Origin of the sequence: Flavobacterium sp. N1719 (genome assembly GCF_025947045.1) — a bacterium.
In the GTDB taxonomy this organism is placed as follows: Bacteria; Bacteroidota; Bacteroidia; order Flavobacteriales; family Flavobacteriaceae; genus Flavobacterium; species Flavobacterium stagni.
Map to the genome: position 1 here is coordinate 20520 of NZ_CP109993.1, position 14153 is coordinate 34672.

The following is a 14153-nucleotide window of genomic DNA, read 5'->3' on the forward strand; positions in this document are numbered from 1 at the left end:
TAAATTATATCATCTTAAAGAAAGATTATCGTTTCACTACACGTAGTGTTTTGATATTCGCTCCTTGTGTTAAGATTACATTGTAAACCCCTGCTGGGAAGTTAGCCCCTACTTCTGTGCTTTCAACTGAATCAGCAGCAACCGTTTTGGTCTCTACTAATTTACCTAACATATCATACACTTGGATAGTGTAATCTTCGTTACTCGCTGAATTCACTTTGAAATAGAAGTTCTCTGCAAATGGGTTCGGATAAACCGTAGCTTCGAAGCTGATGGCTCCTGCCACTTGTGTATCTTCGATAGTACGTGCCACGTTTGGTATTACAAGCGTACATGTTTTTCCGAATGGACCAAAGTCAGGTTGACCTGGCATACTCACCGCTACTTGTACTGAATACGTTTCTCCAGGTACTAAACCAGGGAAATCAGTCAATCGGAAGTAGTTGGCATTCTTGTCTACACTGTAGTCATACCCTTGAGCAACGTTATACAAACGGTAACGGTACAACACTACGTTACGAACTAAGTTCGCGAAGATCTTCTCGTTATAGCTTGATACATTGTAGTCGTTACATTGTGTAGCACGAACTTCACTGGTTGGGTGTTTCGGTGCTTGAACAGTACATGCAGGACCGTACGCCATAAACACTCCGTCTAAGTTACGAATCGCACACGATACGCTGTAGTTAGCATCGTAACGGAAATCGGTTACTTGTTCGAATGAGAAGTAACGTAATCCACTTGTAATTACTTGTGTACTCAATACGTTGTTACTTGCATCCAAACGTTGAACTTGGTAACGGTAAACCGATACTAAGGCAACTGGTGAACTCGTAACTTGCGTAGTCAAATTAGAGATTTGAGTACCACAAGAAGCCATTGTACTTAATGGTGTTGGCGTAAACACGAAGAATGCAGGTGCATAGTTCGGCTGCCATACGTTATTGATACGAACCGTAGTTTCTACTTTAAACTTCGCACCATAAGCATAGTTAGACAAGTTAGACAAGAACAAGTTACGCATACCCATATCCACAGTTACAGGAGCTGACATCGGTGTATCATCGGCTGGATTCACACGGGTAACCACATAACGATATCCTTGACAGTTCGCCACTAAACTTGTAATGATAGAAGCACCATAACTAATTGTTGAGTTAGGAACAGTAACCGCTGGAACCGAATAGATTGGTGTACAACCACCTGGTAAACCGATGTTATCGATGTTACTGTTACAGTCGTTGTCAATACCATCGTAACAAACGTCTACAGCTCCTGGATTAGTAGATGCAACTGTATCATCACAATCTGTATTGAATGTAGATCCACAAGCAGCTAAAGTTGTGGTACCATAACCATCTAGATCAGCATCTACATAGGTTAACAAGTTATCATTACAATCAGTGCTATTCAATACACCGCCACAAGGAACTTTTACAGAAGAACCAAATAAGTCACCATCATTATCTTGATATCTAACTTGGTTATCGTTACAATCAAGATTGTTGGTTACATAACCTGCAATTGCAATACAATTAACTACAGAAAAAGCAGCATTACCGAAACCGTCGTTATCTAAGTCTGCATAGTACGTTACATTAGCTAAAACTGTAAATGTAAAGTCTGTACATCCTGAAGCAGCACCGTATGCATTTTTAGGAACAACACTCCAGTTGTAAGAACCTGCTGTTAATACAGGAGTTGTCCATGATAATGCAGTTTGATCAGCAGAAACTAAGTTTCCATTGAAATATACATCATAAAGTGTTGCACTTGAAACTGCAGCCCAAGATAATGTTGTGCCTGAAGTAGACTCACAAGCTGTAGATGCATTTGAAGGAGCTGTTGGAGAAGATACACATCCTGGAACTGAAGCTAATACACAAACTGTAAAAGAACCATTTGCTGCACCAGCTCCTGAGTTATAAATTCTCACATAGTAATCTGTACTTGGTAATAAAGCAGAATTTGAGATAGTCTCTAGTCCACCATTTCCAGTACTATTCACACATACTACAGAGTTAGCAGTACTTGGCGTACCAGCAAACAACTGAACTACTGGATTAAATGTAGAGATACCTTGTACGTTAATTGTATAAGTAATTCCTGTTGAAGCCGCTGGTGTAGTAAATTTATACCATACGTCATCATCTGGAGTACCTGCTGTTGTAGCATTACAAACTTGGATTCCTGCTGTAGCAGTAGAACGCAAGATTTCTGCAGGTACACTTGAAACTGGTGAACATGTAGTTCCAACAGTTAATGATAATGCACCGGCTGGTTCATCATAAGCAGGAGGAGGTAAGATTTGACTAATACAAACCGCAAACTCTCCACTTCCTGAAGCTCCACCTGCAGCACCTGCAGCAGAATCATAAATTCTTAAGTAGTATTGAGTACTTAAAGACAAGGTTACAGAAGATACTAATTCTGTCAAACCAGCACCTGCAGCATTGAAACAAGCAACTGGAGTTAAAGTAGCATCCAACACTTGTACAACTGGGTTGTAGTTTGTTGATGCCTGAACTTCAATTCTATAATTTTGAATTGTAGAATTAGTTGTAAATGTAAAGAATACATCGTCATCTGCAGTACCTGGAGTTGTAGCTGTACAAACACCTATTCCTGCAGTAGCGGTAGCATTTTTACTTGTATAAATATTACCACAGTTTAATGTACAAGGGTCATTGTTTACTGCTAAAGTAATTGCACCCGCTGGCTCGTTATTCACAGGAATAACTGAAGCTGGAGCTGAACCACTTACGTGAGCTGCAGATGGCACAAAATGCAACTGCGTATTACAATCAGGTGAACCGGTCAAACTGTTTTGAGCGGTAGCACTGAAATTGTAGTTATTATAGTTTTGTAACATAATACGACTTGTAGTAGCATTTGTAGATGGTACAGAACCATTCATACCCACTGAATACGTATAGTATCCATTTGAAGTGTTTTGAGTAGCACCATTGAACAACTGCATGTTACCGTAGTTGAAATCAATAGAATTATCAGCTTCGTGTAATACAACTTGGAAATTTAAATTAGGATCTCCATAATTGAATTTTTCCATTTCAGCCCACTCGATAACGATATCTGCAGAACCACTACCTAAAGTACCGATAATTTGGTAACGCATTGAAATATCTTTATTTGCTAATAAGTTACCTTTAATTACTAAGTCATCCCAGAATGGTGCTAACACGTTGTTCTGACCTGTAGAAGTCAAATCGTTAATATATGTAGAAGAAGTTTGTGCTGTTCCAAAAGTCAACCAACCATTAGATGTAGCATAGAAACCTGTCACTACTGCACCATTGTAAGTGAATGTAGTACCCGTTAAACTTACCGTATTCGTTTTACCATCATCCGCAGAAGACAATGATGTATACGTTGAACCAGTGGTCATTACAGAGTTGTAAGTGATACCCGTATTACGTGTAACGGTATAATTACATAAAGTAGTTGTAACTGTTAACGTATTTGAATTAGCAGACAATCCTGAGTTAGTACATGTAATTGTAGCGTAAATTTCAGAAGAAGCTGAAATTGTATAAGCATACGTTGAAGTAGTTGCACCAGCAATTGGAGCAAACGAACCAGAAGGTAATGTTCTGCTATACCATTGGTACGTATATCCTAATTCTGCAGGAATACCTGATAATGTCAAGTTAATTGAACTGTTTGCACATGTAGCTGAAGCACTAGTTGCAGCTACTGGAACTGCTGGTGTACCTGTACATTGAGGTGCAGCTGTAATTGTTACTGTAAAATCAATAGTCACACCAAATGAACCTGTATAACAAGGATTAGGAGTAGCTTGACCTGAGTCTGCAGTTCCCAAACGCATTCTGTGGTTACCCACTGGTGTAGTTATTGGCATTGTGAATGACAAATTCAATGTAGTAGGATTAGTCGCCAATGAAACACCAGATTTCACTAACTCACCTGCATCCACAAAATCGCCATCATCATTCATATCAATCCACACATTACTATCATAAGTATATCCAGTTGCAAAAGTAACTTGGAAGTTTACACTTGAACCTTGAACAAATGAAACCGGTGTAGCCGTTTGATTTGAGTAGGTTACATCAGGAATCGTAAAGTTATTTGCACCTAATACTACAGCTGTAATACCAGAAGCGTCATTACTTGATGGAGTTGAATTACAGTAATTAGTAATTGTTAACAATGCACCTGTTGAAGTAACTGCACATCCATCAGAAGTAACGATAACTCTATAATAGTTATTTGCCCCTGCAGTTGCACCTGAACCTGTAATTACAGATAATGTTGCCGTATTTGCACCGTTATATGTAACATTCGCAGGAGTTGCGTTAACTACATTTGTATACGTTCCATTCAACGTAGTTGAACGTTGCCATTGATAGGTTACTGTACCTGTAGCATTTGAAACCACAGTAAAAGTAGCAGTGTTACCTGCTAATACAGTTGCTGCAGCTGGTGCAGTTGTAATGGCAGGATTATTGAACAACAATTGGGCTGAAGCAGATGGCACATCAACACATGGTGCTGTAGCGTCTGCTAACATACGGTAATAATAAGTACCACCGATTGGAGTTGCAGCAGTTGTTGTCACATTCAATGTAGACGTTGTAGCTCCATTGTAAGTTACTCCTGTTGGAGTTCCATTGGCAACATTATTCCATGATGTATTATCTGTAGAATACTGCCATTGAACCCCTGAGAAAGTTCCTCCTGCTGCTGCAGTGAATGAAACAGTTCCACCAGAATAACAAACTGTTTGATTCGTTGGATCAGTGGTAATTGTTGCTGGAGTATTTACAAATAAAGTAGCTGAGTTTGAAGGTGCCGTATTCGCTGGACCAACAACATCTACATAGTACGTATATCCATTATATGAAGTATCTACACCTGTCAAGGTTAATGTGTCAGTAGTAGCACCACTTACACCAGCTCCATCAACAAGAGGTTCTGGTCCTAAACCAGCATCTTGATACCATTGATAAGTGTCAACTGTTCCCGAACCAACAACTGAGAAAGTAGCTGTTCCAGTGTCACACAATGTAAAATTAGAAGGATGTGTAGCAATACCTGTATTACCTACAGTAAGCATTGCAGCTAATGTTGTTTCAGGACCACATGGAGCAGTACCTGATACTACACATTGGTAGAAATAGCCATTCATAGTGTCTGGCACAGCAGTTAATGTTAACACTGCAGTATCAGCACCTGAATAAACACCGCCATTAGAAATTGGCGAATATGAAATACCACCATCAGTAGATTCTTCCCACTGGTAAGATACTCCTGTACCTGTAGCCGCAGCAGTAAATGAAATATTGTTACCTGTTACTACAGACTGATTCACAGGGTTAGTAGTAATTACAACAGGAGCTTTTACATTCACTGTGTAAGTAACTGCTGTAGAACATCCGTTATCCGTTACTGTATACGAAATCGTAGCAGTACCTTCTGTAACACCAGTAACTTCACCAAAAGTGTTGATTGTAGCAACAGCGGTATCTGAAGAAGACCACACCCCTAATGCTGTATTGTTAGCTAACGCCAAAGTATTTGGCATACACAAATCATTAGAAGGACCTGTAATTGCTGAAACAACAGGACTAGCATTGATGGTTAAAGAACCTGTACTGGATCCTGAAGTATACGCATTGAATACTGTAAAAGTACCCGCAGTAGAAGTTCCAGTTAAATTAACGGTAATTGTAGTATCATTTACCACAGCAAACGTGTGTGATACACCATTTAACTGAACATCAGTAGCACCTGTAAAATTAGTACCCGTTAAAGTAATTACAGAAGTTGCCAAATCAGCTGAACAAACAGCCGTTGGTGCAAATGAAGCAACTGTAATTGGTGTATAATTTACGCTGAAGTTATCAAGAGCCAAGTCAAAGTCACCTGCTACTGTAGAATTCCATGTTCCTGTGATTCTAAATTTCACAAATTGACCTACATAAGCCGACAAATCATACGCTTTTGTTTTCCAACCTGAAGTTCCATCAGATACAATTGTTTCTAATGTTGTGTAAGTTGATCCAAAATTAGTTGAAATTTCAACAGCAATAGAACAAGCTGACGCTGCTGGTGAAGCATACGGAGATGAATAGTTTGATAATTGGTAATCAAAACTAAAACGCATACCTGCTGGAATAGTACCTACCGTAATCGTAGAAGTATTTGCAGAGGTATTTGAAGACCAGATATTAGAATACCAGTTATTACCAGGATTACCTGTAGCACCACGTGCTGTACCATATGAACCTCCAGTGTTTGACCAACCATTAGGTGTAGCTGTTGTTGCAAAACCTTCTGTCCAAGGTGCAGAAGTTACTAATGGTGTCGCAAAAGAACTTGAAGTCCATGAACTATAATCCACTCCTATAGAACATTCAGAACGAACATGCAAATAATATGTTGTATTTGATGTTAAACCTGAAACAGATGCCGAAGTACCTGTAACGATTGTACCCGAAGTTGGAGGTGTTGCAGAAGTAGTAACTGCATACTCATATTGAACTGGAGCAGTACCCGTTGAAGGAGCAGTCCAAGATACATTCGCTGAAGTAGGTGAAGTCACTGATGCCGTTAAACCTGTTGGGATAAAACATGTAGGGGTTGGATTAATTGAAACATTATCAAATGCTAAATAATAATCCCCAGAAATCCAGTTCCCAGTAAAACGCAAACGAACATTTTGACCTGCATATGCACTCAAATCAACACTAATTGGTTGCCATCCTAAAGTGGAATTATTTGCAACTGTTAAAATATCTGTATATGTAGACCCATTATTTGTTGAGATAGCCACTACAAAGTTACCACTACCAGCCCCAGGAGAAGCATAGGGTGAACTAAAATTAGCCAATCTATAATCAAATGTTAATCTATAATTTGAAGGTAGTGGACCTGCAATTAAGGTTGTGAAATTAGCTGTTGTTACAGATGAATATAAGTTCTTATACAAGTAATAAGCTGTATTCGCTGTACCGCCAAAAGCAGTTAATGAATTGGATAACGTCCAAGAAGAGGTATTTACCCAATTGGTAGGAAATGTGGCTGTAGCAAAACTTTCTGTCCAAGGAACAGCAGTTGCTGACGATGTAGTAAACGATACACTATTCGTACCCGTAGTTGAATTGAAATAATAATCATAAGGACCCGCCCCACAACGCAAATATTCAAATACTTTTACATAATATGTAGTACCAAGCGACAATCCTGTTACTGAAACAGTAGCAGTTGTACCATCAAAAACAACTTGTTGACCTGAACCCGCATAAACTGTATTCGCAGTATATGCCGCCATATTTCCATTAACAGGATCTACAATTGGTGAATCACTTAAGAATACTACACGACGCGCACCATTACCATTGGTCCACCCTAAAGTAGCCCCATTATAGGTAATCGCTGAAGCAGCTAATGCCGTTGCTTGTGTCGATGGATTTGCAGGGGGATTTACCGTTACAGATGGCGTATCTGCAAACAAACCACTATTAGAACATGTTACACGACAACGGTAATAAATAGTAGTACCGCCAAAAGCTGCTGGCGTGTAAGTCGCTGTTGTAGCACCTGTACCTGCAATAACATTACCCCAAGATATATCGTCATTGGATTGCTGCCATTGGAAGGTAACTCCTGTAACTCCTGATGAAAATCCAGCAACAGTTAATGCAGAAGGTGTTGTACCAGAACACAAATTTTGTGTAGCCGGCGTTACAGTTCCTGCTACAGGGGTACCTGTACATGGTGTAGGAGGAGTCCAAGTGTAAGTTAAGCCGTTTGCGGGAAGTACTGTACTTGAAAATGTCATTGAATTCGTATTAGCAGTACCCGCAGCAGAAGAACTCCAACTAGTCGTGGATGTTCTATTAGAATAATTTGTTGTAGAAACTGCTAGACCAACCTGCCCTGTTCTTGAAGTAACAGCAGCTGAAGGACCATAAACGATTTGAACAACATTTGTTGTTTCATACAATTTAATTTGCGCTGAGATAGTCTCTGTTGTACTACTCCAATGCGCATAATAACTTGGATAATCAATGGTCAAAACTCTATTAGGAGCAGTACCAGTAACCAAATAAGTTACAGCTCCATTGGTTTTTCCATCTCTTGACAAAAATGCAATTGAAGGCATGTTTGTTGATGTACTTAATGCAGTTGTACTTGTAGTTGACCCTGCAGTTGCCCCTAATCTGATCCAACCATTTGCTGTAGCTGAGAACTGCGTATACGTAGTCCCATCAAAAACAAAGTTGAACCCAATATTAGTTACTGCGGATGCACCTGAATCAGTCGCGGCCGCAATCAATTGAGTACCTCCAGTAAGAGCAGTATAAGTACCACTTGTAGAACTGAAGGAATAATTGGTAAGTTGTGCGTTTACATTGACTCCAAATAACGTCAACAAAACAAACAACCAACCAACAATCCAAGAATTAAAAGAATTCTTCGAGTTTATTTCAACACTCTCAAACTCCTTTAACTTCTTTCTGACATTAGCCTCTTTAAAACTAACATCATAATTGTAGTTATCCATCATAATTAAAAAAATTGGGTTAATTAATGCGTTAAATTAATAAAAGAAATAATATGACGTTAACACCACATTAACAAAACCGATATAAACACAAAAAAATCGACAAAATACACTCTTGTCGATTTTTTTATAGGGATTAGTAAGACAATATTTTTTCTAATACTGTACTTTTCTTGTTAAAGTATTGCCATTTTGATCCGTCACCTTAACAAATAGCAACTGATTCGCATTGCTTACATGGGTTAATTGAGCAGTAGTGCTGTTCACATTTTGCATCGTAGCTAACTTCGCACCGCGCACATCATACACTTCGATATGGTCTAAATTGGCAGCAGAAGATTGTACATGAATCACTCCATTTTGAGCATACACCACAACCGAATTTGAGAATTCAGGAGTATCTATTCCTAAGGCATTGTTAGTATAAACCAATTCGAAACGGTTTTCAAAAGTACCTGCTGTAGTAGCAAATGTATAATCGCCTGCTTTCAAATCTTGGATTACATTTAACAAATTATCTTTTAAGTAAATAGCTTGTGAAGTAAACACTCCGTCAAAATTATGTAAGCTGATTGTTAAATTGCCATTTTCTGTAGCCTTATAACCCAAAGGCACAACATCACTCACATTAAACGGTAAAGCTCTACCTTGGATAGTCAATTTAGAATTACCTACCAACGAATATAATGTTACTGCATTTCCAGCATCAAATAAATCCCCATCAAAACCACTTTCAATACCGTTAGTAGCGCCATCTGCATAACCTACTAAAGTTTGTTTATAGCCGGCTGCACCGTCATAAATCTGCAACCAAACACGACTCTTATCAGCCGCTGAACGGAAGAATTGCGCATTGTTGCCAGCTACACGCATGGTGTTGTTGAAAATAGCATTTCCATTGGCCAAACCTTTAATAAAGAAACTTTGCCCTGAAGCAATTTTACCTGTTGGAACAGCATTATTTGAACCCGGCGCTGCAGCAGTTCCTACTCCACCCATATAATTATATACCGCATAATCGCTATTCGTATAATTATTGTTGGTCATGGCCGTATTGTGTGTCCAAATGTAGATCGTTTTATCCACTAGGTTCAATCCTGTATTACCATTGTAATCCATAAACAAATCAATATTCAAAGCACTTGGGTATGGATTACCAATTAAATTCACATCCGATGTACCCAAAGCAATTGGCGCTGTAATGGTTCCGTTATTGGGAACCCCTACAAAGGATGCATTGTATGGAGCAGCTACCACAGGGTCAAAATTGTTGGGTCCACGAATAATATACCCTTTTCCTGCAACCATTAAAGATGATGAGGCAACAGTAACCCAGTTACCAATTACAGGATCAAAGGTGAAATATTTATCAAATTGCGTTAATGGTGATAAAGCCACCAATGTTTGTGGCGCTACTGGTGATGACCAATACGTAAAGTCAAACTTACGGATAGGTGTCGTTGTACGTTTATAGGTAATATTACCCGAGTTAACCGCATTCGTTACTTGCAACAAACTTGAGTCGTCTTCAAAAGTAAGCGATCCACCTGTTACTGTTACCGCATTTTGAACCGTTAACGTATGATTCGTATTAAATACTACCGTTCCACTTTGTACGGTTACCGAACAAGCGGACAAGTCACCTGTCGAACTGTAATTACCCGCAAAAATAGCTGCTTTAGTTAACGACGGTACACCGTTACTCCATACTGAACCATTCCAAGTACTCGTACTAACCGTAATAGTAACCACATTTGAATACCCTGTACAACCTCCATTGGTTACTACTGCTCTATAATAGGTGGTTGCCGTTATTGCTCCCATTTGGACAGAAGTCAAGGTTGCCGATGCACTTGCAGCAATATCAACCGGCGTTGTAAATGCAGCCGTCGTAGACGATTGCCACTTTGTAATTGTACCCGTGTAACCTGACAAAGTTAAGTTCGCTGGCATCCCACTACAAATCGTTTGATCGGATGATGCGGTTCCAGCACCTACATTTGATAACGTTACAGTTATCGAACTATTAGTAGCACAAACAGGCGCTGGCGTACTTGCACTTGCTGTATAATCTGTAGTCGCTGTTGGTAATGCATAAACTGATGCTGAACCTGTACCTGCAATATACTCTGAACCAGGTGTAGCTGCAGCAGTAGTATACAATCCTGGAACTACAACCCCATTGGCTACTGGGCCAGTAGTTAAGTTCCAATTTACAGCCGAAGAAGCTGTACCTGAAACTAAGAAATTATCAATAGCCCAATACCAACCATACTGTGCTGTGTAGGAAAATTTAATTTGCACATTGGCTTGTCCTACATAAGCAACTAATGGTAAGTTCACAAGAGCAAAATTCGTTGGAGTTCCTTGTGTTGTTTCCCCATTGGCTGTATTTGTCCACTGTCTCAACTGCGTCCATGTTGTACCACCGTTAGTGGTTATGGATACAGTTGCTGTACCATTAATCCATGGACGGTAATAATGATAAAAACTAAGCGAAGCATCCGTGTAACTTGCTAAACTGAATGCTGGAGTTGTCAATTCAACAAAAGTTGTACCCGCAGATCCCTGTGCGTCTGAGTCGGAAACAAAATATTGTGAAGAGTCGGGACTCACTATACCTCTATAGGGTGAATTAACAATTTGCCATAAAGAAGCGTTCACATTTCCTCCTGTATGCGCAGCCGTTGTAGTCGCCGACCATCCTGGCGCCCCAGTATTAAAGTTCTCACTCAATATAGGGAAACCTGAAACCAAACCACCTGTTGATGTTAATTGCACCGCTGGACCTGAACCACAAACGGTTGGTGTAGCCGGTGACAATACGATCGGTGTTGGAGTTTGATTCGCATTATAAGTAAATGTAACTTGACGTGTCCCAAACGGGGCCGTAATTTGATTACCTGTTAAAATATATTGTGTTGTAACTGTATTATTAAACACCCAACCTGTTACAGGATTTCCAGAAACCCCAACATTTGGTGACCATGAATATGTATCATAATTAGAAATTGCAGAAGTCAATTGAACTAATACCGAAGGATTACCCGCACATTGTGTATCCGAAGTAATGTTGATCGACAATGGTGGTGGAGGTGTCACTACACGGAAGGTATAATCTTCCACCTCCCAACGAGAAGTGGAACCTCCATAGGTACACGGACTTGGACTAGTCGCCCAATAATCGGCTACTACACGCATACGGTAGTCACCCAAAGCCTGTGCTCCTGGAACATTTATCGTTGCTGTGGTTGGAGAGGTAAATAAATAAGCTGCTGAATTGTACATACGCTCGGTTGTCGCAAACGTCCCGTCATTATTCCAGTCCACATAAACCGCAACTCCAACCCCACCTGCAGCAATAAATCCGATTGACATGTTTACTGAAAACCCAGGAGCCTGTGCCACTAATTGAGCGGAATAGTCACCGTAACTTCCCGTTGAGTATCCTGAGCTGTTATTTAAGTTGGCAGTACCACCCGTAGTGGTTACATTAGTAATGAAGGTTGCTGTACTAGGTGATGCCGAAACAGTCGGTATACAGAAAGGAGGTTGGTATAATGTGGTAAAAAATCCAGAACCTGAATTGTTCAACGCTACCCATTCGCCATAATCACCGCCACCGCAATACGTGCGTACCCAGAAATAATAATTGGTACTTCCATTCAAACCGGTTAAGTTTAAACTGGTAACACCTACCCCAACAGATCCTGACGGAACAGTCGCATTGGTTGGCGCAACGCCTGAAGTATTATAATAGTATACAAAACCATTACCAGGAGCTGGTGATGGAGAAGTCCAACTTAATAAAGCTGAAGAAGCTGTAATATTAGCAACGGTTACATTAGAGACAGCCAAACAAATCGCAGGTGCCACTGTAACATCATCCACCGCTAACTGTCCATTATTCGGATTAGAATACGCATTAAATCCAATGTAGAATACACCCGTAGAAGGCGCTGTAAAGTTGATTACATTTTCACTTGGTCCTCCTTTAATATTGGGCAAATCATCTAAAATGGTGGTTACACCAGCCGCCAACGGCGAAGTGGCTAAACCAATTTTAAGTTTGTTTTGCACTGTAGAAGGAGTATCGGTACCACTATAGAAAAACGATATACGATAAGTGGTACCCGCAGTTAAGTTCAAACCATTGGTAAACCACCATGCATTGGCCGTATTACCATTGGACGGACTCTGACCGTTGTACATTAAAAAATTCCCTTGGAAAAACATATTTAAGCCCGGGTAATAATCTTCATAGGTCGTTACCCATGGATTCCCCGTACCTGCATTCACTGCGTATGTACACGAAGGAATGTTTCCATGATTGGGTGAAGTAGCTGGCACGACTACTGAAGGACCATCAAAGCCTTCATAGTACGTAATATTGGTTGGCGCACAATAAGTGGTAAAAGTTCCTACTGTGGTCCATGCACTTTTATCTACACCACTACACACAGAACGTACGGCATAATAATACAATGTTCCTGAAGCCAAGCCTGTAGCACTTGCGGTTAACACACCTGCACCTACAGACCCTGTAGCAGTAGAAGCGCCCGTAGGAGATGTCGTACCTACATAATATTCATACCCATTGGCAGGAGCTGGTGAAGCCGCTAGCCAAGTTAAATCTACACTATTAAATGTTATATTAGAAGCTGTCAACCCTGTAGGTGCAAAACAAGATACCGGCGTCCATCGGAACAACCGATTGGAAGTGGCTTGAATAGTTGCCGAAGCTGCTGTATTTCCTTTAGTTACTACACTGTCTGTATTAGCTGTTCCTAATGCCATTTGGTTGGGCGTTGTTGCCGAACCCGGCCATTGTGCCGCAGAGTTTGTGTATGATAAGTTAATAAAATCTGTATTTGTTGCACCTCTAATTCCTATTTGCCCTGTTAAAATCGCCGTAGTATTGGTAAACGTTGCATTATTATAAATCATTTCAATCACATTGGTTGTTTCATACAACCACAATTGAAATACCATAGAAGCTTCACTAGCAGGTACAGCATTTGCACCAATTGATCGACGAGTTACCCAATCCATCTTAAAAATACGGTTCGGTGCAGTACCTGTAACTACCCAACCCATATTTACGGTGGCAGTTGTACCAATCAAATCCATATCGCGCCCATATACCGAAATGGCGCCTCCGCCTGTATAATTTGTAGCCGAAGAAGAAATTGGAAAATATTCCGTGGCAGGCGTTCCTGTTGCCGTACCAAAGTACACGAAACCATTGGTTGACATGTTCACCGTGGTATAAGTCCCTCCATTAAATCCAAATGAGAAAGGTATAGTCAAGGGATAAACAACATCATCCACATTCCCTCCTGTAGCCGCCAAAGTGGTACGACCTGACAATGGAAATGTAGTATACCCGGTTGTCCAGTTGGTTTGTGTAACGGTATAACTCTGTGCTTGAACTCCAATATTCAAGAACAGCACAATCAAAGTAATGAATCGCAAGAATCCATTATTCACAACGTTTACGTGTATTTTTTTTGCCATAGCGATTTATTTAGGGTAATCCTTGTATTTGGCGCTAAATTTACATTATTTTTTTGTAAAAATTTCAATTCAAAAAAGGAAGAAA

General features: G+C 40.1%; 2 protein-coding genes. Both read right to left on the bottom strand.

What is annotated here, in order from left to right; all coding sequences use genetic code 11:
- Nucleotides 1–25: 25 nt before the first annotated feature.
- Nucleotides 26–8554: a GEVED domain-containing protein gene (locus tag OLM45_RS00100; protein WP_264510936.1), complete on the bottom strand. Its 8529-nt coding sequence runs from the start codon at nt 8552–8554 to the stop codon at nt 26–28.
- A gap of 153 nt (nt 8555–8707) precedes the next feature.
- The gene (locus OLM45_RS00105; protein ID WP_264510939.1) at nt 8708–14068 is read right to left on the bottom strand and encodes a beta strand repeat-containing protein; all 5361 of its coding nucleotides are present in this window, start codon (nt 14066–14068) and stop codon (nt 8708–8710) included.
- Nucleotides 14069–14153: the final 85 nt, after the last annotated feature.